Source organism: Algoriphagus lacus (genome assembly GCF_003583985.1).
Lineage (GTDB): Bacteria > Bacteroidota > Bacteroidia > Cytophagales > Cyclobacteriaceae > Algoriphagus > Algoriphagus lacus.
Genome location: NZ_QXML01000013.1, coordinates 99,159 through 122,165 on the forward strand (window position 1 = coordinate 99,159; position 23,007 = coordinate 122,165).

Annotated in this window: 20 protein-coding genes; 10 read left to right on the plus strand and 10 right to left on the minus strand. The window is 44.8% G+C overall.

Annotated elements, in window-relative coordinates:
• Positions 1-78: 78 nt before the first annotated feature.
• Positions 79-828 carry an energy transducer TonB gene (locus D0X99_RS18885; protein ID WP_119479427.1) on the minus strand — a complete coding sequence of 250 codons (750 nt, stop codon included), beginning with the start codon at positions 826-828 and terminating at the stop codon, positions 79-81.
• A gap of 172 nt (positions 829-1,000) precedes the next feature.
• Here D0X99_RS18885 and pgi point away from each other — a divergent pair, with 172 nt between their 5' ends.
• On the plus strand, positions 1,001-2,650 hold the full coding sequence (gene pgi, locus D0X99_RS18890) for a glucose-6-phosphate isomerase (protein WP_119479428.1): 1,650 nt from the start codon (positions 1,001-1,003) through the stop codon (positions 2,648-2,650).
• On the opposite strand, the gene D0X99_RS18895 is transcribed toward pgi, so the two are convergent.
• Entirely contained in the window at positions 2,647-4,188 is a 1,542-nt protein-coding gene (locus tag D0X99_RS18895; protein ID WP_119479429.1) for a hypothetical protein, read from the minus strand. The genes pgi and D0X99_RS18895 overlap by 4 nt on opposite strands.
• Positions 4,189-4,333: 145 nt before the next feature.
• Between D0X99_RS18895 and D0X99_RS18900 the strand changes: the two genes are divergently transcribed.
• Positions 4,334-4,747 carry a LytR/AlgR family response regulator transcription factor gene (locus tag D0X99_RS18900; RefSeq protein ID WP_119479430.1) on the plus strand — a complete coding sequence of 138 codons (414 nt, stop codon included), beginning with the start codon at positions 4,334-4,336 and terminating at the stop codon, positions 4,745-4,747.
• Here the strand turns inward: D0X99_RS18900 and D0X99_RS18905 are convergent.
• On the minus strand, positions 4,744-5,952 hold the full coding sequence (locus tag D0X99_RS18905; RefSeq protein WP_119479431.1) for an S-adenosylmethionine:tRNA ribosyltransferase-isomerase: 1,209 nt from the start codon (positions 5,950-5,952) through the stop codon (positions 4,744-4,746). The two genes, D0X99_RS18900 and D0X99_RS18905, sit on opposite strands and share 4 nt — an antisense overlap.
• A gap of 70 nt (positions 5,953-6,022) precedes the next feature.
• Here D0X99_RS18905 and menC point away from each other — a divergent pair, with 70 nt between their 5' ends.
• On the plus strand, positions 6,023-7,105 hold the full coding sequence (gene menC / locus D0X99_RS18910) for an o-succinylbenzoate synthase (protein WP_119479432.1): 1,083 nt from the start codon (positions 6,023-6,025) through the stop codon (positions 7,103-7,105).
• Here the strand turns inward: menC and D0X99_RS18915 are convergent.
• Entirely contained in the window at positions 7,102-8,256 is a 1,155-nt protein-coding gene (locus D0X99_RS18915) for a lactonase family protein (RefSeq protein WP_119479433.1), read from the minus strand. The genes menC and D0X99_RS18915 overlap by 4 nt on opposite strands.
• Positions 8,257-8,514: 258 nt before the next feature.
• Here D0X99_RS18915 and D0X99_RS18920 point away from each other — a divergent pair, with 258 nt between their 5' ends.
• Positions 8,515-11,052 carry a phosphoenolpyruvate carboxylase gene (locus tag D0X99_RS18920; protein WP_119479434.1) on the plus strand — a complete coding sequence of 846 codons (2,538 nt, stop codon included), beginning with the start codon at positions 8,515-8,517 and terminating at the stop codon, positions 11,050-11,052.
• A gap of 59 nt (positions 11,053-11,111) precedes the next feature.
• Here D0X99_RS18920 and D0X99_RS18925 read toward each other — a convergent pair whose 3' ends face one another.
• The 6 genes from D0X99_RS18925 to D0X99_RS18950 form a co-directional block, all read right to left on the minus strand.
• Positions 11,112-11,762: a hypothetical protein gene (locus D0X99_RS18925; RefSeq protein ID WP_119479435.1), complete on the minus strand. Its 651-nt coding sequence runs from the start codon at positions 11,760-11,762 to the stop codon at positions 11,112-11,114.
• A gap of 8 nt (positions 11,763-11,770) precedes the next feature.
• A complete protein-coding gene (locus D0X99_RS18930; protein WP_119479436.1) occupies positions 11,771-12,322 on the minus strand; it encodes a DUF4136 domain-containing protein in 552 nt (183 codons plus the stop codon).
• An 81-nt stretch (positions 12,323-12,403) separates the two neighbouring features.
• Positions 12,404-12,997 carry an outer membrane beta-barrel protein gene (locus tag D0X99_RS18935; RefSeq protein ID WP_119479437.1) on the minus strand — a complete coding sequence of 198 codons (594 nt, stop codon included), beginning with the start codon at positions 12,995-12,997 and terminating at the stop codon, positions 12,404-12,406.
• Between the two features lie 2 nt (positions 12,998-12,999).
• The gene (locus D0X99_RS18940) at positions 13,000-13,641 is read right to left on the minus strand and encodes a DUF4136 domain-containing protein (protein ID WP_158587736.1); all 642 of its coding nucleotides are present in this window, start codon (positions 13,639-13,641) and stop codon (positions 13,000-13,002) included.
• Positions 13,642-13,663: 22 nt separating this feature from the next.
• Positions 13,664-14,134, minus strand: coding sequence for a hypothetical protein (locus D0X99_RS18945; RefSeq protein WP_119479451.1), 471 nt, complete (start codon positions 14,132-14,134; stop codon positions 13,664-13,666).
• Positions 14,135-14,272: 138 nt separating this feature from the next.
• On the minus strand, positions 14,273-15,472 hold the full coding sequence (locus tag D0X99_RS18950) for a BamA/TamA family outer membrane protein (protein WP_119479439.1): 1,200 nt from the start codon (positions 15,470-15,472) through the stop codon (positions 14,273-14,275).
• 482 nt (positions 15,473-15,954) lie between these two features.
• Here D0X99_RS18950 and D0X99_RS18955 point away from each other — a divergent pair, with 482 nt between their 5' ends.
• The 6 genes from D0X99_RS18955 (at position 15,955) to D0X99_RS18980 (ending at position 22,971) form a co-directional block, all read left to right on the plus strand.
• Positions 15,955-18,705 carry an MGH1-like glycoside hydrolase domain-containing protein gene (locus D0X99_RS18955; RefSeq protein ID WP_119479440.1) on the plus strand — a complete coding sequence of 917 codons (2,751 nt, stop codon included), beginning with the start codon at positions 15,955-15,957 and terminating at the stop codon, positions 18,703-18,705.
• Positions 18,706-18,751: 46 nt separating this feature from the next.
• On the plus strand, positions 18,752-20,257 hold the full coding sequence (locus D0X99_RS18960) for an alpha-amylase family glycosyl hydrolase (RefSeq protein ID WP_119479441.1): 1,506 nt from the start codon (positions 18,752-18,754) through the stop codon (positions 20,255-20,257).
• A gap of 79 nt (positions 20,258-20,336) precedes the next feature.
• On the plus strand, positions 20,337-21,119 hold the full coding sequence (locus D0X99_RS18965; RefSeq protein WP_147392268.1) for an MIP/aquaporin family protein: 783 nt from the start codon (positions 20,337-20,339) through the stop codon (positions 21,117-21,119).
• Between the two features lie 203 nt (positions 21,120-21,322).
• On the plus strand, positions 21,323-21,883 hold the full coding sequence (locus D0X99_RS18970) for a TetR/AcrR family transcriptional regulator (RefSeq protein WP_119479443.1): 561 nt from the start codon (positions 21,323-21,325) through the stop codon (positions 21,881-21,883).
• 459 nt (positions 21,884-22,342) lie between these two features.
• On the plus strand, positions 22,343-22,471 hold the full coding sequence (locus D0X99_RS20705; RefSeq protein ID WP_262696749.1) for a hypothetical protein: 129 nt from the start codon (positions 22,343-22,345) through the stop codon (positions 22,469-22,471).
• Positions 22,468-22,971, plus strand: coding sequence for a DUF4238 domain-containing protein (locus tag D0X99_RS18980; protein ID WP_119479445.1), 504 nt, complete (start codon positions 22,468-22,470; stop codon positions 22,969-22,971). The genes D0X99_RS20705 and D0X99_RS18980 overlap by 4 nt, the downstream gene beginning before the upstream one ends.
• Positions 22,972-23,007 lie beyond the last annotated feature (36 nt).

The window sequence follows — 23,007 nt, forward strand, 5'->3', positions numbered from 1 at the left end:
TGGAAACACCACAAAAAAGGAATTGGAGTTTTCACTTGTTTGCAAAAACTTCCAACCCATTACTTGTTGAATGGAACCTTAGCCGAGTTTGAAGCGGAGTGGAATGTTGATCCATTTTTCTTCAGGCTGACCGTCCAGATTGACGGCAGGGATAAATTGGCCTTTGAACAGCCCAAGTACTCTAAGTGCTTCCTTGGCCAAGTAGGGATTGACAAAAGCCAAGTTGGCAACCTCAGATTCTTTGATGTTTCCATTTTCATCCACCAAAATGGCTAGGATAACCGTTCCTTCAGCTCCGGTTTTTCTTGCCTCAGTGGGGTACCTCAGGTTTTTTACCAGGAAATTATTCCATTCTTTTCTGTCTAATCCCGGTCCAAAATCATCGTGATCACTGGTGTACAGGCTGTCCGGATTGTTTCTCCAAATCTCAAATACCTCATTGCCATGGGAGATTACTTGGGCCTTTTTGACTCCGTCTCGGTAGTGAAATTCGACATACTTCCGATTTTCCAAGTTGATAATGCTCTGACTAATCAGCTGATTTGTCGAATCAAACGTTTCCGTGATCTCCTGATTATAATTTCCTTCAGGATTGATTCCTTTTTTGGATTGCTTCACCATCCTGTTTCGGAGGTCAAAAATCCAGGTGACAGTCTCTCCCGTTTTGGTCACGGTTTCTACCTTATTGTAGTGGTGATTTTTGGAATCATTTTGCTCGATTTCGATGAAGTGTCGGTTTAGTTTGGTGGTAGTCCGCTGTTGTCCCTGTGCGGAAAAGCCAATTGAAAAATAACTGGTAAGAAGAATAAGCAACAATTTGTTAAGCATGCTTGAGTATTTGAAAATCCTGAAAATTTATTTGAGATTCTTAAACTATTAATTATAGCTGTTTCTGCCTAATGAATTATGGATTTTTTAATTCTGGCTGGAGAATTTACCCCTTCTTTCCAAGGAGAATCCTCTTATTTTTGCCCTTTCCCTCAATCAACCTATTACCCATATGAACGCAATTAATCCAACGAGTACCCCGGCTTGGTCCCGATTAGAAGAACTCGTAGAGAAACATAAAAATCATACCATCGCTTCCCATTTTCAATACCCCGGTCGCTTCGAGGAATTCAGTATCCGCTTCGAGGATATGCTGGTGGATTTTTCCAAGAACCGCATTTCAGACGGAATACTATCCGCATTAATGGATTTGGCCCGAGAAGTCGGTATCCGCGAAGCCATTGAGGATATGTTTACCGGTGTGGCAATCAATCAGACCGAAAACAGGGCAGTGCTCCATACCGCTCTGCGAAACCGGAAAAGCCATCCGGTCTATGTGGATGGAAAAGACGTGATGCCGGATGTGAATGCAGTTTTGGACCAAATGAAAGGATTTGCTGATCAAATCCACGGCGGAAAATGGCTTGGCTACACAGGGAAACCAATCAAATCGTTGGTTAATATCGGCATTGGAGGTTCTGACCTAGGCCCGGTGATGGTGACCGAGGCACTAAAGCCTTACCACAATCCAAATCTGGAAATTTTCTTCGTTTCCAATGTGGACGGGACTCACATTGCAGAGACCTTGAAGAAAGTGGATCCCGAAACCACCCTTTTCTTTATTGCTTCTAAGACTTTTACCACTCAGGAAACCATGACCAATGCCCACACGGCAAGAAGCTGGTTTATGGAAAAGGCAAAAGACGAGGCGGCAGTGGCTAAGCATTTTGTGGCTCTTTCTACGAATGCAAAAGCTGTTGAAGCCTTTGGGATAGATACTGCCAATATGTTTGCTTTTTGGGACTGGGTAGGGGGAAGGTACTCGCTTTGGTCTGCTATTGGTTTGCCTATTGCCTGTGTGATCGGCTTTTCCAATTTTGAAAAACTCCTTTCCGGGGCTAATTCCATGGATGAGCATTTCCGCCATACGGCTTTTGACCGCAATATTCCGGTAGTGCTTGCGATGATCGGAATCTGGAATACCAATTTCCAAGGCGCGACTTCCGAGGCGATTTTGCCTTATGATCAATACCTTCATCGGTTTGCAGCCTATTTCCAGCAGGGAAATATGGAAAGCAACGGAAAATACGTGACCCGTGACGGTCAGAAAGTCAACTACACCACAGGACCGATCATCTGGGGCGAACCTGGCACTAACGGCCAGCATGCATTTTATCAGTTGATTCATCAGGGAACTCATCTGATACCTTGTGACTTTATTGCTCCTGCTATTTCCCATAATCCGATCGGTGATCACCATCAGAAATTGCTTTCCAATTTCTTTGCCCAGACTGAGGCCCTGATGAAAGGAAAGTCACTCGAAGAGGTGAAAGGTGAAATGAAAAAGGCAGGTAAATCTGACGAGGAGATCGAAAAAATTGCTCCACATCGCGTATTTGAGGGAAACCGGCCTACCAATTCAATTCTTGTCAAAGAAATCAATCCCTATACCTTGGGTCAGTTGATAGCGATGTACGAACACAAAATCTTTGTGCAGGGGGTAGTTTGGAACATCTTCAGCTTTGATCAATGGGGAGTGGAATTGGGCAAAGTCCTTGCTAACGGCATCCTTCCCGAGCTGGCAGGAGAGGAAGATGTCAATTCTCATGACAGCTCCACCAATGGCCTGATCAATGCTTACAAGAAAATGCGAAAAGGTTAAGGAGTAAAAATTCCTCCAAGATCTACCTCAAACAGTTTCGGGGGAACGGTCAGCCCGCTAAAGCTGATCCGTTCCCCTGAAATTTTTAACTCCAGTTGAGGATCCATCGCAATGCCCTCAGTTTGGCTAAGATTTGCTGGACTACCCAGGAAGAATTGATTTCCAGGCACTGAGAAAAATTTCCCTGCAACAGGGGCAAAAGTCCAAACGAATGCCCTTGAACTGACTCCACGATTTTCATAACCCAGCAGCACCATAATTTTTCCATCGGCACTTATGTCCGCTCCGGTGATCAGACCCTTCGAGTCAAAACTTTCCTCCAAAACCGCTACTTGCTTTCCTGCATTGGCAGAAAGGGAATAATGCTTGGTTTTCAAGTCTCCCAGATTTTTGGAGAAAAGATGAAGTTGGTTACCACTGAAAACCATTGCCTCGCAGTCAAAATTGTGGTTTGCATTGGTACCTGAAAAATCACTCTGGTCCGGGTAACTGAATTCGATGAGTTCAGCGGAAACTTCCACTTGGGTCAAAACTGAATTCAAGGGGATTTTCAGAATCTTCAGGTCTTTTCGGGTACCCAAGTTGTTTCCAAAATCTCCGATGAACAAGTGGGTAGGACTGGCTGCCAGATCCTCCCAATCCACATTCGGGATATTGATGACTTTGATGGTTCGGAGTAATGCTCCAGTTTGGGGGTTGAGTTCGTAGATTTCAGCTGCATTTCCACCGTCATTGATTGAGAAGAGTCTTCCCTGAATCCACTGTAAGCCGGAGGTTTCACTTTGGGAAGCGGGCAATTCAGAGATTGAATAGGGGAGAAGGGTGCTTGGATAGCCGTTTTCTCCCAAAACCAGCAATTCAGAACTGACTGTGAAATCCACAGGCTGGAAAAAGTCAGGTGTACCTGTTCCACTAGCCTGAACCTGAAATTGCCGATGGGCAAAGTCAGCTGCATTTATTCCGATTCGGAAAGATTTTCCGTTGCTGAGTGCAAGTTCAGTTTTCAGAACTTCGCCGCTCTTTACATAGGTATAATAGAAATCCGTGGTCGCAGAAAGTGTGCCTGCGGTAGGTTCCAGGACTTTGGGAGCATTGTTGAGGTTGGATTTGGAATAAGTGACCAGTCCATATTCGGTCCTTGCTTTTAATACCACCGATTCGGAGGTTTTGCTTACTTCAAGTTGTCCGGTTACACTTATTGGAAGGGTAGCGGAAACATTGGGCCCGGTAGTTACTCCGGTATACTCATAGCCTCCAAAGGGTAAATCAATTCCATAAGGTTGGCTGAAATTGTTGGGATTAAGGGAGAGGCTAAACGATTCACCGGTTCCGGTTTTGATGAATGTCACCTGAACTGAACTGGGGAAAACATGCTTCCACTGAAAACTGGCCAAAGTCCTTCCACCGGGCAGGCCCGAATCAGTCAATTCGATGCCTGTGATACTTACTTTTCCGATGTTCGAGGTGGGGTCCTCTTTTTCCTTGCAGGAGAAAATCAAAAAAAGAGTGATTGAAAAAATAAAGCTGAAAGGTTTCATAGTGTTAAAATGTTAGGTAAAAAACGGAATCAATCGCCTTATTTCAAAGAAATTTGAAATCATTGGCCTTCATGACTTTTTCCTAAACACAATTCAAAAACAAAATCGATTGACAGTCTGTTGAACACCCAAAACATCCTTAGGTATGAAAGAGCTATTAGAAGGTATTGTGATAAATGGGAATGGAAACGGGCACAAAACGGTGCATCAGCCGGAGGAGAAATTGTTGATCCGTGATGCGGTTTTCGTTCGGCATGAGGGAAACCTGGTCAAATTGAAATACGATGATATTCTCTGGTTGAAAGGTGATGGCAACTATACTACACTTGTAACCCGAACCTCCGTGTTTTCAGTAAGAAATATTCTCAAGGATTTTGAATCTGTATTGCCGGCGGACCGCTTTATGCGGATCCATAAAAGCTATATCGTGCAGGTTTCGGAAATCAATGCTATCAACACCCGTGAGGTGAAAGTTGGAAAGGATCTGGTACCTGTGGGCCGCACCTACTACCATGACTTACTCAACGGAATCCAGAAACTGGGCAATTCCCCGGACTAAATCCACAATAAGCTGCTGTCTCCATAGCTCAGGAAGCGATAGCCCTTATCCAGCGCTTCCTGATATACTTTTTTCCAGTCTTCTCCCAAGATGGTAGCGATGAGCAGGATCAAAGTCGATCCCGGCTGATGAAAATTGGTGATCAAACCGTCCACCATCCGGTATCGATAGCCTGGAAAGATGAAGATTTCGGTATTTCCCATGACCGTGTCTGCCCCGGTTTTTTCCATTTGGCTGAGAATTGCATTCAGTGCTTCCGCTTTAGTTGGGATTCGTTCCCTTTTTTCATAGGGAAAAAGCTTGGGTACAAAAAGTTCCTCTCCCTTTCCCTCGATTAATTTTACACCGTACCAGAATAAACTTTCCAAGGTCCGTACTGAGGTAGTACCCACGGCAACAGTTTTTCCCTTTTCAGACAAAAGCTTTTCGATCGCCTTTCGAGTAACCTGAATTTGCTCGCTGTGCATGGGATGTTCAAGCACGTTTTTAGCGGTGATCGGTTGGAATGTTCCCGCACTGACATGCAGGGTAAGCTGTGCTTCGCGGATTCCTTTTTTTCGCAGTTTCTCAAAAACCTCATCTGTAAAATGAAGTCCGGCTGTTGGTGCAGCGACTGCCCCCTCCTTTTTGGAATAGACGGTCTGATAGCGGGATTTGTCAGCCTCGGTTGGTTTTCGATTGAGGTAGGGAGGTAGGGGAACCTCACCACTTGCCTCCACGAGATCGACAAATGCGACACCGGGACTGTCCCAGGAAAACTCCACCTTCTTTGTTTCCCTGTCAATTAACTTGGCTGAAAGGACCACATCCTCGCCTTTCACCTGCACCTCTCCCTTGAGGATTTCTCCGTCCTTCCATTTTTTGGCATTGCCGATCATGGTTTCCCAAATGACGGGATGCTTGGCCAGCATGATTTCAGGAATTACTGTAGTCGGAGCTGTGGGTTGCAGTAGAAATATCTCGATTCTGGCGCCGGTTTCCCGCTGAAAAATCAAGCGTGCAGGGATTACTTTGGTGTCGTTGTAGACCAAAAGCGTGTCTGCAGGCAGCAAGTCGGGAATGTCGTAAAAATGGAAATGGCTAATTTTTCCTTTTTGGTAATGCAAAAGCTGGGAGGCATCCCGCTTTTCCAAGGGAAACTTAGCGATGCGTTCCTCGGGTAATGTATATTCGTACTCGCTCAGGTTAATCTGCGGAATTTCCATCTGTTGGAGGTTTTCGGGCGCAAATATAGTCCCAGCCCGTCCATTCTTTCTTGTTTTTGGTTACTAATCCATGATAAATCCCATACAACTCGAATTTTCCTACATCAAAAGGACCCTTGACTTCCGATTTGACGCGGGCACTTCCCGTGGTGTCCTGAAGACTCGGGACGTCTATTGGATTAAAGCCTTTGATCCGAAAAATCCGGAAATCACCGGTTGGGGAGAAGCGGCTCCTTTGGTCCAACTCAGTCCGGATTATCGGGAGGATTTTGAGGAAGTGTTGGCAAAAACGCTCCGGAAAATGACTGGTGAACGTTGGGAATCGAATGCAGATGCGGTCCTTTTCCAACTGAAATCATTGATTTCCTTTGACCTTCCTTCTATCCGATTTGGATTGGAAACAGCCATTTTGGACTGGCTAAACGGAGGACGAAAACGGATTTTGGTCAATGAATTCTACGATTTCCAACAGCCTATTCCCATCAATGGATTGATTTGGATGGGAGACCGGGAGTTTATGCTTCAACAGATTGACCAAAAGTTTGCCGAAGGCTTCGAATGCATCAAAATGAAAATCGGGGCCATCGATTTTAAACAGGAAATTGAGCTTTTGACCTATATCCGATCCCGCTTTTCTGCTGATCAAATTACCCTGAGAGTGGATGCCAATGGGGCTTTTTCGCCAGAGGAAGCATTGAATAAGCTTCAACTGTTGGCTGAATTGGACATTCACAGCATAGAGCAGCCTATCCCGGCAGGCAGGTGGAAAGAAATGCAAAAGCTCTGCAGGGAAACTTCCTTACCCATAGCACTGGATGAGGAACTGATCGGGGTCAGGGAAAAGGAAGTACTTTTGGATAACCTCCAACCTCAGCATATCATTCTCAAGCCCACTTTGGTAGGAGGAATTCTCGAAACCCAAGAGTGGATTAGGCTGGCTGAGGCCCGGGGAATGGGTTGGTGGATGACCTCAGCGCTGGAAAGTAACCTTGGGCTCAATGCCATTTCCCAGCTTGCTTCGACTTTCAAACCGAAGATTCCTCAGGGATTAGGCACGGGAAAACTGTATCACAACAATCTGGAATCCCCCTTGGAAATCCACTCCGGATACATTCATTACAACTCTTCCAAAGCTTGGGAAACTCCCGCTTAATCCTCCAATCGGAAAAGGTAAACCGGTTTGTAGAGTTCAGCTTTCCAAGGAGTTTGAGTCAGCTTGCCGGTGATAGAGTCCCGCTCAAAAATCACAATGTCATTGCTGGCCTGATGGGCAGAAAGCAGATACTTACCATCTCCGGTTAGATTGAAGTTTCGGGGCATCAGGCCACCGGAGGAAATATTCTGGACGAGCACATAAGTGCCAGAGGCATTTTTCCCAAAAACTGAAATCGTATTGGCATCTCCTCGATTGGAAACATAGACTTGCTTTCCGTCGGGTGAAAGCCGGATTTCTGCAGCACCAACCTTTCCTTCAAACCCTTCAGAAAGCAATGAAAGTCGCTGTTTCGGACTCATTTTGCCATTTTCATAAGCGAACACATCCATCACGGCAGCCATTTCCTCTACTACCAAAACTTCTTTTCCATCGGCTGAGAAGGTCAAATGCCTTGGGCCATCGCCTGGAGTCACTGGGAATTCCTCAAATAGACTCAGCGGTTGGGCTTTGGAAGGATCGAAGTCGTATACGTAGATTTTGTCAGTTCCCAAATCAGCGACCAAGACCCGCTTGCCCTCCGGGTCGAAGGTTGTACTGTGCACGTGTGGCTTTTCCTGTCGCTCGGGATTAATGCTTTTTCCTTTGTGTTTGATCGTTTGGGCGTGCTCCAATTTCCCTTCGGATGAAACCTTAAAAATACTCAGGCTTCCGCCGGTGTAGTTGCCTAATATGACATAATCCTCATTTGGTGAGATCGAAATATGACAGGGATGATCGCCACCTGATTCCTTTTGGTCAATCAAGGTAAGGGAATTGTCTTCCGGATTTCGGGTAAAGCTCAATACTTGTCCTCCAGGCACTCCGGATTCTTCTTCCAGAGAAAAGACCCGCTTTCCGTCCCGTGTTGCAATGACAAAGGATGGATTGGCGATGCCGGCGGCGATGGTTTCTACAGTCAGTAGATTTTCCGCAGGGGAAAAGTACAAATGGTTGATTCCCTGATGAATGGAATCTGTGTAAGTGCCAACCAAAAATTCATAACTTCGAATAGGAGTGGGTTCTGGTAGGGTTGTCACTTGGGTTTCTTGTTTTGGAGAAGAACATGCGGCAAGTGCAATCGCCGCAGTAAGAAGATGGCTCGATTTCATGTGTTTTAATTGTTAACTGTCACCTGGAATCTCGCATGTGCAACATGAATTCTCCTGTGTGCTGGTAGTGTTATGTTCGATTTCAAGCCCTGAAAATAGGAATTATTTCGAGTTTGGTCTTTTTCTGTTTTGATTAAAAACCGGAATAAAATCTATTAAAACGTAAAAAAGTAGCCTTAATACTTGTTGAATTTTTAAATATTGTTCTATAAAATAGATTTTTTATTAATTTGCCTTACCTATTAAATCTGACCCTGGATGTTCCAAGTCTATGACACGCAAGTCGCCAAGCGATTTACCATTTACAACAGCCTCTTTTTAGATCTACCCTTTGACGATATCTACGTCACAGGGACGCTATTGCCCTTTTTGGGTAAAGCCTGTGAACGTGGCTATGCCTCGGGAAAGTCTCCCCGGGAGATCATCGATGGATTTTTTGAGGAAATGATGCCGGGGGAGAAAAATGAGAAGGAACGGTATGATTTCCTTTTTGAAATGATCCAATACGTAGAGCGTCAGGTGGTTTTGTTTGATTCCATCGAAGATGCGGCCTATGAAAAAATCAACGATATCAGCGGAAAAGGATCCATCAAAGCCCTGATCAGTAGGGTAGAAAATGACCGGAAAAAAGACGCTTTGATTGAAAAGTTGAAGAATTTTTCAATCAGATTGACGCTGACAGCGCATCCAACGCAGTTTTACCCAGGACAGGTTCTCGGAATTATCACGGATTTGGAACAAGCTATTCGGGAGAATGACCTCGAGAATATCAATTTACTGCTTCAGCAATTGGGCAAAACAGGTTTTATCAATCGGGAAAAACCAACCCCCTTTGATGAGGCCATCAGCTTGATTTGGTATTTGGAAAACGTCTTTTATCACAGTATTCCGGACATCATCATCCGTCTTCTCAATGGGCTCGGTCAACCCCTTCACACTTGGGAAAATCCAGGCATCCTCAAGGTTGGATTTTGGCCAGGAGGGGATCGTGATGGAAATCCGTTTGTCACCCATGAGACTACCCTTCAGGTAGCCGACCGATTGAAAAAATGGCTGATGAGATGCTACTACCGCGACTTGAGGAAAATAAGAAAACGACTGACTTTCAAGCATGTGGAGGAGCATATTGTAAGAGCTGAGCGGGGGATTTATTACACCCTCTTTGAAAACAAAGAAATCTACACTTCCAAAGATGACCTCCTTGCAATTTTGTTGGAAGCAAGAGAGGCCTTGATCAAGTACCACGACGGACTGTTTCTCGACTTGCTGGACCGATTTATCCTCAAGGTTCGGATTTTCGGATTTCACTTCGCCCACATGGACTTGCGACAAGACAGCCGAAAGCATGATGCGCTTTGGGAGGAAGTATTCAGCATCCAAGGGAAGGAATTTATCGGTACAGAGGATGAATTGATTGCCAAGGTGATGAAAACCAAAGCGCTACCGTCACTGGAACATTTCGAAGAGTCTTTTCACAAGGAAATGCTGCAATCCATGGCGACAGTCAAATCTGTGCAGAAGACCAACGGTGAAGAAGGGCTTCACCGCTATATTATTTCCAACTGTCAGTCTGCCCTGCATGTGCTCGAAGTCTACCAGATGGCCAAATTGACCTTGGGTGTGGATACCGGCAAGCTGCCAGTGGATATCGTTCCCCTATTTGAGACTATTGATGATTTGCAGATGGCTCCGCAAATCATGACAAAGCTTTATCAGATGCCGGAATACAAGGCGCACCTTAAAAGCCGAGGTATGAAGCAAAACATTATGCTGGGCTTCTCTGACGGAACCAAAGATGGAGGATATCTTAAGGCGAATTGGTCCATTTTGATGGCCAAAGAAGAACTTACCCGCGTTTCAAGGGAAAGCGGAATTCTAGTGGTATTCTTTGACGGGCGTGGTGGGCCGGTGGCCCGAGGAGGAGGAAATCTCCATAACTTCTATGCTTCGCTCGGTGAAAAAGTCGAAAATTCCGAAATCCAGGTTACAATTCAGGGCCAGACAATTTCTTCCAATTATGGTAAGCAGGCTTCCTGTACCTATAATTTCGAGCAGTTGTTGAGTGCCGGAGTTGAGAATCATTTGTATCCGGATGCAGAAAAAAACCTGAATGAAACTCAGCGCGAATTGATCCAAAAGTTGGCTGATATTGGATACGAGTCTTATAAGGCGCTAAAAAATCACCCCAAGTTTGTACCCTATTTGGAGCACGTGGCACCGCTTAAATTCTTTGGAATGACCAATATCGGTTCAAGGCCTTTGAAACGAGGGGGGGATTCAGGGTTGAAATTTGAGGATTTGCGAGCCATCCCTTTTGTCGGGTCATGGGCTCAGATGAAACAGAATATCCCAGGATTTTACGGAGTGGGTTCTGCGATCAAAGTACTTGAAGCGGAAGGTAAGCTGGAAGAATTAAAGAAGCTATATCAGGAAAGCCTCTTTTTCCGGACTTTGCTTGGCAATTCGATGCAATCGCTCAACAAGTGTTTTTACCCGGCCACTGCTTACTTGAAGGACAATCCTGAATATGGGGATTTTTGGAAAATACTCTTTGCAGAATATGAGTGTTCGGTGGACATGCTGAAGAAAATCTCCGGAATGAATGAATTGCTCCAGGACAATCCTGTATCCAAGGCATCCATTGAAATTAGGGAGCGAATTGTTTTGCCTTTGATTACCATACAACAGTATGCGATTCAGATTGGGCTGGAAAAAGGAATGTCAACAGAAATATTGGACAAATTGATTCTCCGAACCATGTTTGGGATAATCAACGCCACTCGAAATGCCGCTTAAGCAAAAGCCCCGAATTGATCCAATTCGGGGCTTTTTACTTTTTGAATGATGAAGTTTCCTTATTTTTTGGCAGGACCTGCGATGATGCCGTCTTTGATCATTTGGTCAACTACTACACCTGCAAATGTATGGGAGAATGATTCCAGATTGCTTGGATTGGTCGTTTCTGACTGAGAGGACCATACCAAACCTTCGGTTTTTGCATCATACAAGTTGACCTCGATGTAGTAAAGTTTGTCAGTGGTATAATAACCTGGGTCATAGGTCATAGCACCATAATAGCCATAGTAACCTGAGTATCTGCCATAGTAACCACCATATCCCATAGGGGCGTAAGTGGTTGTTCCCTGTACATAGCGGGTTTCAGAAGTTTGGTCAAGAAGTGCTACAGTCAGGATGCCATCGTGTCCAGAATTTCTGATCGTTTCTAGGGCCTTAGCCATACCCTCAGTTGTTGCCGCTGAACCTACCGGGATAATGTTTAAACTACTTGTTGCAGGAACACCGTCCTCTATTAGGGTTGCCACCAGTTCCTCTTCAAATGCCTGCCGGTTTACGAGATTGCTGGTCATTCCGGTTACTAGGATTTTTTTGTAGGGACTGGCAGGTTTTTCCGGACTTGACCAGGAGCCAATGATTTTTGTACTTGGGGAGCAAGATGCCAGGGCGAATATTACCGCAAGGCTGGCTAGAAAAGATAGTTTTTTCATTTTAGTAGTTATTTATTGTTAAGGTCAATGTATTTAAAAATCTGATCCACTGCATCTTGAATGGCAGCGAGTTTGTCTTCCTGTTTTTTAGGAACTACCTCCGAAATGGTGCCTGCCCAAACCAGAACATTTCCGGGATTATTGACAAAATGGACAGTTACACTTCCTTCTCGGTAGGTGTTTACAGGGATTTCACGTGATTCCCAATAGTAACTTCTGGTACCGGAATAGGTAAATGGATCCGAGGTGACGTTGGTTTCACGCTTTTGGACTTTGTCTGCCACCACGACACCCAGGTTGATTCTCAAGCTGGGATCTGCGGTTACGCGTTTATGCCCTCGAGCTTCCATGGCTTTGGTTATATTTTCCTTCAACAAGTCAACTAGTTGCTGATAGGGGACCAAGCTGTCATTTGGTGTATCAATTTGAGCAAAGTCGAAGGTGGTATAATTACTCAGTTTAAAGTCTTCGTATTTGTTGTTTTCGACGACCACTCGGGTTGGTGCGCATGAACTTAATGTTCCCAATGCCAGAATCAGTATACTTAGGATCTTTTTCATGAGAATCAGGTTTTGTTGTTGAACGATAAATTTTTTAATAGAAACTTAAAGAAGGTAGAGTTTCACTCATACGTAGTATCCTCAATTATTTATTATCACCAAACCGACATTGAAACCAAGGTTGGATTGTCCTTCCAGTCCTCCTCCTTCCAACGTTCCGTAATATTTGACCCCAATCCGGAAAGCAACATTATCACTAGGCTGGATCAGGGTGCCGAGTTCGGGTCTGATGCCAAATTGCCAATGGGTATCATTGGATTCATACATTCCCATTTCAATGGTTCGATTGGTTGCGATAGTTCCGATTCCAAATGAAACGTACGGTCTCAAAAGATCAGTAAACGAGTGATAATAGGATGCAGTCGCCATGATGGGATAGGAATATTGGTAGCGATACTGGATTCCTGACAGAGAAGCTGTTTCCCGGGTATAGACTTGGTTTTCAGTTCGCTTGAAAATCGTTGAGTGCCCTACCTCACCTCCAATGGCCACATGGTCATTGATGAACTTTTGGTATTCAAACACAAAGCCTCTGCCTGAGACTACATCGATGAAGTCCGCAGTATTTCCGGTAGGCAGAGTTACAGCATAGTTGAAGCTGTACAGGGATCGTTGGGCATTAGCCGAAACTCCAACTCCAATCAGAAGTAAGAATAAAATCAGGTGTTTTTTCATAGCTATTTCTGAAGGTAAGGAGACTGTGAAAATGCCTGATCCAAGGTTCGGTCAATACGGTTGGCCGCCTGGCTTTCTTCTCCTTCGAGAAGTCCGTTCACAATAGCAATCCAAGTGACGGGTATCTGATTGGAAGAACTGATATCCTTTGGACTGGTCATCTGTACAAAAATACTTCCGGTCTTAACTGCTGTGACGGTAGGAGGATAGTAACCTGGATAATACCAACCCCATCCGGTACCGTAGCCTGGGTAGTACCAACTCCAGTACCACCAATCGTAGTAATAATAAACCTCAGTTGTCTGAAGCGCGGAGGGGAGGAGGATCAGGTCAGGACCTGCAGACTCATCCACTTCGGTATATCCCATTGCCCGCATGTTACTGCGAAGGGTCGCAAGAATAGGATTGGCAAGCTGGGGTGGTAAATAATTCGGTTCATCTCCACTGCCTGGATTTTCAGAAGATATACTCACGACTTTGTCCGGTAAGGCAAACGTGTTTTTCTTCGTAAAGTCAAAACCGGGATCGTGATTGGTATAAACTACGTCAAGCTCTTCGACACTGGAAGCCCCTTCAGGGGAGCAGGATATCAATCCTGCTCCCAAGAGGATACTCAAACTTATTCGTTGTAAGAAATTATACATAAAGTGAGTTGAACAACCTTTCTTAGATGTCACCCAAGAACGGAAGCTCCTGCTGGATGGCATTTCTGATGGTATTGGTAATGTAGAAGTCTACTTGGAGAAATTTGGCTGCATCCATGGCAGAAGTAGCTTTCTTGAATTTTTTGTAATAAGAGGAGTAAAGACTGTTTAGCGCAGCGTCATTTTTCAAAGAACGCAGAGCAAGTGCATCAGCCTCAGCCTCTCCGATATGGGTGAATTTTTCCATATAATCGTTGATAATCAAAATGCGCTCTTTGCCGATTGCTTTTCTTTCCACTTCAAATTCGTCATAGACCGCCCAAAAAGCAGTTGCCTTGTCCCCGGAGAGCTTCATGTAATATTCTACAAGGGTTCTTTTGTCCTTACCAAATGCATCCTGCACAATTTTGATTTCGTCGTCAATAGTCTGTGCAAAAGAACTTCCGATGCCTATAAAAAAAAGGATCAGGGCAGAGAGTAATAATTTTTTCATGGTTTTGTGAATTTTTAAAATGATGAATTGCAAAAAGATTTACCTGTCAAATAAATCTGAGGTAAAGCTGCAGTTTTGTTCAAAATAAATACATGATTAAAGTCAGCTTAGCCCCTGTATTTTATTGGACTATGGAGTTTAGAAACTCTCATTCACATTAAGGTAAAAGCCTGAATTTCCTTTTTGCCCAAAACCATAATCTGCCGATATCGTGGTTCTGTTTTGCTTGTTGATCATGACCCGAAAGCCAACCCCATAGCCTGGATTGATCTTGTTAAAAAGTTTTTCATTGGTGGTTTTGCTGCTGAAGCTCCCTGCGTTGACAAATACGGTTCCTCCAAAAGTCTCCTTGTTTTGCTGAAGCGGAAATCGCCACTCTGCCTCACCGTAAACCATGCTTTCTCCCCGGAATCGGCCTTGGGCATAAGCCCGTCCAGTTCGCCCAAACATATCCCAACCCATCGACGGCAAATTCATATAAGGTAAGTTGCCTGATACCAGAAAGTTTCCAAATCCCCAAAGTCCGATGATGTGCCGCTTTCGGCTTTCGCTCAGGTTGATGTAATGCCTGTAATCCATCATCAGAGTTGAAGAACTTTGGTCCGAACCCAGAAATGTGGGATTGATTTTGTACTGGATCCAGGCAAAATTTCGCTCATAGGGCGACACAGCCACATCCCTGTTCTCCATCACCGCATTTAGCGTCACACCTGACAGGACATAGCGATCGGTGTTAAATCCTTTTGAAAGATTGTATTGATCGTGAGAAAATTGAAGGAGGGGATCTGTTTCCTCATCAATGAAATTTTTGATTTTGGTGTGGATATCCAAATGGTACCCCACGCCCAGGTAAAACTTCGAATCTCCTATTCGCTTCAGCATTGCCTCATAAAAACGAATCAAGGTGAAGTCCATCTGTTGCTCCCCCCAATACACTCCAGATTGATTCGGATTTTCAACTGGATCATTTGGGGTAGAGCTGCCCAGTCCAAAGGTGGGTTGGGAGGTAAGAAAGTATCTCCAATCACCGATCAAAATGGTACTGTTATCCGAAAGGTAGATGTTATGTCTTGAGCTGAAAATCCACTGTTTCTTGGTGGTGTATAAAAGGTTTCCCACCAAATTGGACATTTTGGTCGTAGCCGGATTCCCCATGTACCAAGAAGCTGATGGCGCAAATCCAAACATCCATCCGTTGGCAGGGTTTGAAGCAATTGCCGGAAGAGGGACAAAGCTAAAGTGGTACACTTTGTTTGGGATGTATTGAATTGAATCGGTTTGGGCAGATAGCGTCAAGGAAAAAGTAAGTAGGATCCCGAGGAGAAAGTTTGATTTCATAATTGGGGAAGATGTTTTGGGTTGCTGGGTTAATTTCCATTCAATCTAAGCTTTACCTGTGATTCCAAAATGGAGTTTTCCCTAATCCCGAAAAAATAAATTGCATTTTTTCAGGAATTCCTAATTGAATAAGGCGTTACGGACATTTTCTTTTCTGGAAAAAGTTAATTCTATGCTCTTTCCGCAGCACTTTTTGAAACAATGGTCTTGACTCTCTCCCCATTGTCAGGAAGTCAAGGTGGATAAGGATAAAATTCCGTCCCTGACGTAATGTCTATTTTCATTTTGAAGAATTGGTGGAATACCTCTATAAGAAAAGGTTAAAGTGATTCACGCATAAACAGGTCCGTTGTAATTGATTTAAATCCAATTCTTTGCTGACTATTGTCATGAATTTTGACTTCAAAACCGTGCAGCTTTACCCAGTTGCAGGATAATTTTTTTTACCTCCTGCATGAAGTCAACCAGCAAAATCAAGCCACATGGAAAAGTCTAGATTGCAAGAATCGCGTGAGAAAAATATTCCCTGGAAAAAATGGGGTCCTTACCTAAGTGAGCGTCAGTGGGGAACCGTTCGGGAGGATTACAGCGAAAATGGAGACGCCTGGAATTTTTTCACCCATGACCATGCCCGCTCGCGGGCTTACCGTTGGGGTGAGGATGGGATTGCCGGGATTTCGGATGATCAGCAAAACCTTTGTTTTGCCCTTGCTTTCTGGAATGGTAAAGATCCGATCCTGAAGGAGCGCCTTTTTGGGCTTACCAACAGTCAGGGAAATCACGGCGAGGACGTAAAGGAATACTATTACTACCTCGACAGCACCCCGACCCACTCCTACATGAAATACCTCTACAAGTATCCTCAGGGGGCCTTCCCATATGAAGAATTGGTTCGGGTAAACGGACAACGAACCCGGGAAGAGATGGAGTATGAGTTGATCGATACGGGAATATTTCAGGAGGATCGCTACTTTGATGTCTTTGTGGAATACGCCAAAGGAGAGGGTCCAGAGGATATTCTGGTGAAAATCTCCGCGATCAACCGAGGTCCGGAGGATGCGGAGTTGCATGTTTTGCCGACACTTTGGTTTAGAAATGACTGGTCCAACTGGATCGCCGATTCCAACAGAGCGGAATCCAAGCCTCTTTTAGCTCAGAGCAAATCCCCGAAAGGTGAGACTTCTCTGACAGCAAGCCACTCCAAACTGGGCGAATTCACCCTTTCCTGTGAGGGTGAGGTGCCTTTGCTTTTCTGTGAAAATGAGACTAACCATCAGCGACTTTTTCCCGGAACTGCCAATGAAAGCTCCTTTGCCAAGGATGGAATCAATGATTATGTAGTGTATGGTGCAGAAGACGCCGTAAATCCAGAGAAAAAAGGAACAAAAGCCTCCGCCCATTACAAAATGACCATCGGGCCCGGTCAAACATCCGAGGTGCGAATCAGACTCACCAAAAATGAAGTCAAACCCAAGGGAGCCGCGTTTGGAAAAAGCTTTGATGCCGTCTTTGTGGATCGGCTCCGGGAAGCGGATGAGTTTTATCAACTGGTCACGCCTTCAAGTGTCAGTCCCGATCAAGCCCAAGTCATGAGACAGGCGATCTCCGGAATGCTTTGGAGCAAGCAGTTCTTTTTCTTTGACGGGGACAACTGGCTGGATGAGCACCATTCTAACCCGCTGCATACGGGATTTAAAAACTCCCGAAACTCAGACTGGTACCACATGCTCAACCGGGACATTATCTCCATGCCGGACAAGTGGGAATACCCTTGGTATGCAGCATGGGATCTTGCTTTCCATTCGTTGCCGCTTTCCATTGTTGACCCTGATTTTGCAAAGGATCAAATGGAACTGATGCTGCGCCCGATCTACCTCCATCCCAATGGTCAGATGCCGGCTTACGAGTGGAATTTCAGTGATGTCAATCCGCCCGTCCATGCCTGGGCCAGTCTGTTTCTCCATCGGGTGGATTCCGCCTTCCATGGCAAACCTGACATCAAATTCCTGAAAGCCACTTTCAACAAGTTGTTGATCAATTTCACCTGGTGGGTCAACCGAAAAGACCGCTCCGGCAAGAATGTATTTGAAGGAGGTTTTTTGGGATTGGACAACATCGGAATCTTTGACCGAAGTGCCCCATTGCCAACAGGCGGAAATCTGGAACAGGCAGACGGAACAGCTTGGATGGCCCTTTTCAGTCAAAACATGTTGGAACTGGCAGGAGAACTGGCCATGGATGATGATTCCTACGAAGAAATGGTCGTCAAATTTGTCCAGCACTTTCAGTTCATCGCTGCCGCAATGAACAAAAAAGGGAACGACGGCATGTGGGATGAGGAGGATGGATTTTATTACGATCTGCTCCGATTCCCTGACGGGAGAGCCGAAAAGCTCAAAGTCAGATCACTGGTAGGACTATTGCCGCTCTGTGCCACCACTATTATCGAAAAATCCCAGCGGGAAAAAGTTCCTGCGGCAATGGCAGCAATCAAGGAAAACCGCCGTAGAATGCCGGAGCTCAGAGAAGCCATGCACGTAACCGGAGAGGGACATTATGGGGTGAATGAGCGGGGAATTGTGGCTTTGGTGGATACTGACAAACTCCGGAGGATTCTGTCCAGGATGCTGGATGAGGAGGAATTCTTCGGTCCTCACGGTATCCGTTCGATTTCAAAATATCATGAAAAACATCCGTATGTACTGAATGTCGCAGGCCAGGAGTTCCGGGTCGATTACTTGCCTGCCGAATCCAACACGGGCATGTTTGGAGGTAATTCCAACTGGCGGGGACCCGTCTGGATGCCTGTCAACATCATGCTGATCCGTGCGCTGCAGCAGTTTTACCTCTACTACGGTGACAGTTTCAAGGTAGAATGTCCGACCGGTTCCGGAAATATGATGAACCTTTTTGAGGTCAGCAAAGAACTCAGCAGCCGAATCATCGGCATTTTCACCAAAGATGAAAACGGAAAACGTCCCGTCTTCGGAGGAAATGAAAAATTCCAAAACGATCCGCATTGGAAGGATCACCTGTTGTTTTATGAATATTTCCACGGAGACAATGGCGCCGGTTTGGGAGCAAGCCATCAGACAGGCTGGACCGGGGCGGTTGCCAAACTCATTCAGATTTATGGATTGATCGATCCGCAAACTTTCCTCCAGGGAGGTGTAAAAACAGCCTTTCAAAAAGGGGAGGATATCCTCAAAGCTGAAAAAAAGCGGGCAAAGTAACTCTTTTGATTTAGTTAAGAATTGACAATTCATTGAAACCTTGACCATGGCAAATCCAATCTATCCTTCCCTTTACCAGATCAATACCCGGGTGTATCTGACGGAACTTTCCGAGTCGCTGGGTCGCCCTGCCACACTGGATGATATCCCGGACATCGATCTGAATAAAATTGCCGAATGGGGCTTTGATTGGGTTTGGTTTCTAAGTGTTTGGAAGACTGGGGAGAAGGGGAGAAAGGTTTCCCTTGAAAATGCCGAATGGAGGGAGGAATTCCAAAAGACATTGCCTGATTTGAAGGATCAGGATATTGCAGGCTCCGGTTTTTCGATAGCAGGGTATCAGGTTCATCCGGCCATGGGGGGAGATGCTGCACTCGGGAGGCTTCGAAAAAGACTTTCCGACCTTGGGATAAAGTTGATGCTGGATTTTGTGCCCAATCACATGGGGCCGGATCATCCCTGGGTGGAGAAAAATCCGGAGTATTTTGTCTCCGGTACTGAAGAAGATCTGCATCGGGCACCTCAGAATTACACCCGCATCAAAAGCGGAAAGAAGGAGTTCATTTTGGCCTACGGCCGTGATCCCTACTTTGCAGGATGGCCGGATACGCTTCAGTTGGATTACAGCAATCCCGCCACAGCAGCGGCAATGACCCAGGAGCTCCTTCGGATTTCAGATCAATGTGACGGAGTCCGTTGCGATATGGCCATGCTGGTTTTGCCTGAAGTTTTTGAGAAAACCTGGGGAAAAAGGGCGGTATCCTTTTGGCCGGAAGCTACTGCGGCTGTCCGCCAAAAACTTCCCGGTTTCTGCTTTATGGCAGAGGTATATTGGGATTTGGAGTGGACACTTCAGCAGGCCGGATTTAATTATGCCTACGATAAACGGCTTTCAGACCGATTGCGGGACGCCAATGTTCCGAGTATTCGGGGACATTTGATGGCTGATCTTGGCTACCAGGAGAAGCTCGCCCGCTTTTTGGAAAACCACGACGAACCCCGAGTGGCCTCTGTTTTTCCTTTGGCTCAGCACAAGGCTGCCGCGGTCATTACTTACCTCACTCCCGGATTGCGGTTTTTTCACCAGGGTCAATTTCAGGGAAAGACCAAACGGATCTCTCCCCATCTGGTACGCGGTCCCAAAGAGCCGGTAAACAAGGAGATACAGAAATTTTACGAGGGCTTACTGAAGGTTTTGAAAAACACCGAAGTGAGAGAATGGAAGTGGAATCTGCTGGATTGTGTATCCGCTTGGGAGGGAAATGGTACCTGGGACGGTATTCTGGCCTTTGGTTGGGCGGGTCCGAAGCCCGATCAGCTATGGGCAGTAGTGGTCAATTACCGACCTCATCGCTCCCAATGCTACCTCAAACTTCCACTCAACGGTTATGCCGGATCGGATTGGAGACTTCAGGATTTACTCAGCAAGACCTACTATGACCGAAACGGGAATGACCTTCAGTCCGCAGGGCTTTTTCTGGATTTGGATGCTTGGGAATACCATGTGTTTGAGTTGAAAAAAATCAAAGGAAAGACTCCTAAGGGGAATTAGACGTAGGCAGGAAATCCTTGCTCACCGATAGGATGAACTTTCTCCAACCACCAAATCATCAAACCAACTTCCATTCTACGTGGAGAATCAATACTATTTTACCAAGTACTGGAGAGCCTATCTATCAGAAATGGCCGGTACGGCGCTGCTCTTGCTGATCGGGCTTTCCATTGTCATTTTTCTCTTTGCAGCGGAAACACCCATGGCGGATATCATCCCCAATGTGACCCATAGGCGGATGCTTTCCGGCTTTTTGTTTGGCGCAACCGGTGCCATCATTTCCATGACAGCCCTCGGACGGGAGAGCGGTGCCCACATCAATCCTGCTGTGACGATGGTATTTTTTCTCTTCGGAAAGATTGAAAAGCGGGCAGCGATGGCCTATGTCATTTCCCAGTTATTGGGGGCAGTGATCGGTTGTCTTCCGCTTTTCATCTGGGGAGCTTGGGGTGAAAGCATAGATTTTGGGGCGACCTATCCCGGAGTGGGCTACACCGTTTCCGAAGCATTTTGGGGAGAAGTGATCACCACCTTTACCATGGTTTCTTTACTGATCGTGTTTATTGGTTTTCGGTCCATCCGTCCTTTTACGCCCATGCTGTTCCCTTTTCTGTATTCGATCATGGTGCCTATAGAAGCAGTCATTTCCGGTACGAGTACCAATCCAGCCAGAAGTTTTGGTCCTTCCGTAATCACCGGAATATGGGACAGCTGGTGGATCTATTGGGCAGGTCCGATCCTTGGGGCACTGTTGGCTGCTTTGGCCTGCAGTGCTTTGGCAAAACGTATCACCGTAGCCAAGCTCTACCATTTTGACAGCGACCGGGACGGCTTGTTTCGGAGAAAGGGAACTTCGGTTTGATGGGGAAAAGAACCCATCCGGTTTTTAAAAGCCTGTAATAAGTTGGCAATTTTTTGATCCTAATCTTCCATGCACGGATAAAAGCATCGAATGGAATACCGTAAAATTATAATTCTTAAAATACTAATGGTCTCAATTTTTTCTAATAATATTTTTATTTAATCAACATTTTGAACTATTTTCCATTTTCTAAAGAATCGAAAATGTCAAATCCGCACTTGGAAGGGGGGACCAAAAAGTCATGGATCGACTTGGGGTACAGTCTTTTTTCAGAGGAAGGTCATGAGGGATTGCAGGTGGAGCGACTTGCCAGAATTTTAAAAAAGAACAAATCCGGCTATTACCATTATTTCGGAGACAGGTTCGTTTATATGGATGAATTGCTTAAAGAACACCTGAGAATTCTGGAAAATATTTTATTCGAAATCCAACAAATCCGTGAGTTTGAACCCGAATACATGCAGCTGATGATGCGATACAAGCAAACGGTTTTGTTTCAGATGCAATTGGTCAAAAATCGGGAGGTTAAAGATTTTTTTGAAACAGCACAGAAATTCAATCTGGCTGTAAAACAAAGTGTCGCACCTGTCTTTGCCAACTACCTAAATGTACCCGTGGAAGAAGCTCCCAAATATTGGGAGGTGTTGAGGGATTCCTTTTATTCCAGAGTTACTTTCAAGACTTTTTCTCCGGAATGGATTGGTGCCTTTGCGAGGGAACTTAAAGATCTCCTGGAAAATGCTTCCCATCGCCAAGTGGGATGAAGTGATTTTTACATTTCTTGTTCTGATTCGAAATAATCCTTCCCTTAATGTGGATAGATTCCAAAGTGACTATTCAGAAACCATTATAGCTATCGCCAGCAATTCCTTTTTCCACAAGTTCAACCCACCATTTTCTATTCTTATTATTCCTCTCATACGAATGACAGATTGGTAGCAATCCATGCACAAGGTCATTCATTCGACCCTGCCTTTGTGAGCAAGCAGGCCCCCTAAATTCTGTCGGAGTGGTTCATACTTGAGAGAGATAAAAGTTCCGATGTTGTTTTGGGTAGTTTCTATTCAAGCCTTCCGATGATTCCCCATGAATGAACTGGGCTTTGCCGACCGGTAGTCACCAAGTGGTTTGGGCTTAATTTTTCCCGACATTTTTCGGCATTTCCTGTCTAATACGCTTTTCGTTTTCAGCGTAACTGATATCTTTAGGAGAAAGAAAAAACCATGCGAAAATCTGGGGCCGGAAACAGGGAAATCACCTCCTACTTCAACCGAGGCATCGACGCCCTCGTGTATGAATTATATGGCTTGACCGAGGAGGAGATTAAAATTGTGGAAGGGGGTGAGGGGTGAATAATCCAAGGGATCATCACTATGTTCCGCAATGCTATCTAAGAGAATTTGGAAATGAGCAGAAATTAGTATGTCTAAATCTTTTACTCACTTTAAAAGGAATTAATGTTAAATTTTCCTTTATGGAACCAAGGCAAATATGCTATATAAAAGATTATTACAAAATAATTAAGACTGATTACTTTGATCTAAATAAATACCATGAAAATCACATTGAATTAAATGCATTCTCCAAATTAGAAAATCAATACAGGAAGGTTATACAAAATATAATAACAAAACAAGAAGTTAACTTAGAAGATGGATTAATAATTTGTGATTTTATTTTAAACTTAAAAATAAGAAACCCTTCATTTAATAAATTTATTGATCACCACAAAGAAAGAAACAATGAAATTGCTAAAAAACAATTGATTGAAAATTTAATGAATGATCAACGATTCAAGCACTATTCATATTCTTTTCTAAAAATGCTAGTTGACTATTTTGGTGATCAATAAATTTATTAAATGAAGGGTTTCTTATTTTTAAGTTTA

Excerpts from the sequence above, each read along its gene's own strand:
- D0X99_RS18935 (WP_119479437.1), bottom strand. The coding sequence starts at position 12,997 with ATGAAAAAACACCTGATTTTATTCTTACTTCTGATTGGAGTTGGAGTT.
- D0X99_RS18885 (WP_119479427.1), bottom strand. The coding sequence starts at position 828 with ATGCTTAACAAATTGTTGCTTATTCTTCTTACCAGTTATTTTTCAATT.
- D0X99_RS18920 (WP_119479434.1), top strand. The coding sequence starts at position 8,515 with ATGTTCCAAGTCTATGACACGCAAGTCGCCAAGCGATTTACCATTTAC.
- D0X99_RS20705 (WP_262696749.1), top strand. The coding sequence starts at position 22,343 with ATGCGAAAATCTGGGGCCGGAAACAGGGAAATCACCTCCTACTTCAAC.
- D0X99_RS18900 (WP_119479430.1), top strand. The coding sequence starts at position 4,334 with ATGAAAGAGCTATTAGAAGGTATTGTGATAAATGGGAATGGAAACGGG.
- D0X99_RS18930 (WP_119479436.1), bottom strand. The coding sequence starts at position 12,322 with ATGAAAAAGATCCTAAGTATACTGATTCTGGCATTGGGAACATTAAGT.
- D0X99_RS18915 (WP_119479433.1), bottom strand. The coding sequence starts at position 8,256 with ATGAAATCGAGCCATCTTCTTACTGCGGCGATTGCACTTGCCGCATGT.
- D0X99_RS18950 (WP_119479439.1), bottom strand. The coding sequence starts at position 15,472 with ATGAAATCAAACTTTCTCCTCGGGATCCTACTTACTTTTTCCTTGACG.
- D0X99_RS18970 (WP_119479443.1), top strand. The coding sequence starts at position 21,323 with ATGTCAAATCCGCACTTGGAAGGGGGGACCAAAAAGTCATGGATCGAC.
- menC (WP_119479432.1), top strand. The coding sequence starts at position 6,023 with ATGATAAATCCCATACAACTCGAATTTTCCTACATCAAAAGGACCCTT.
- D0X99_RS18945 (WP_119479451.1), bottom strand. The coding sequence starts at position 14,134 with ATGAAAAAATTATTACTCTCTGCCCTGATCCTTTTTTTTATAGGCATC.
- pgi (WP_119479428.1), top strand. The coding sequence starts at position 1,001 with ATGAACGCAATTAATCCAACGAGTACCCCGGCTTGGTCCCGATTAGAA.
- D0X99_RS18925 (WP_119479435.1), bottom strand. The coding sequence starts at position 11,762 with ATGAAAAAACTATCTTTTCTAGCCAGCCTTGCGGTAATATTCGCCCTG.
- D0X99_RS18905 (WP_119479431.1), bottom strand. The coding sequence starts at position 5,952 with ATGGAAATTCCGCAGATTAACCTGAGCGAGTACGAATATACATTACCC.
- D0X99_RS18955 (WP_119479440.1), top strand. The coding sequence starts at position 15,955 with ATGGAAAAGTCTAGATTGCAAGAATCGCGTGAGAAAAATATTCCCTGG.
- D0X99_RS18895 (WP_119479429.1), bottom strand. The coding sequence starts at position 4,188 with ATGAAACCTTTCAGCTTTATTTTTTCAATCACTCTTTTTTTGATTTTC.
- D0X99_RS18940 (WP_158587736.1), bottom strand. The coding sequence starts at position 13,641 with ATGTATAATTTCTTACAACGAATAAGTTTGAGTATCCTCTTGGGAGCA.
- D0X99_RS18960 (WP_119479441.1), top strand. The coding sequence starts at position 18,752 with ATGGCAAATCCAATCTATCCTTCCCTTTACCAGATCAATACCCGGGTG.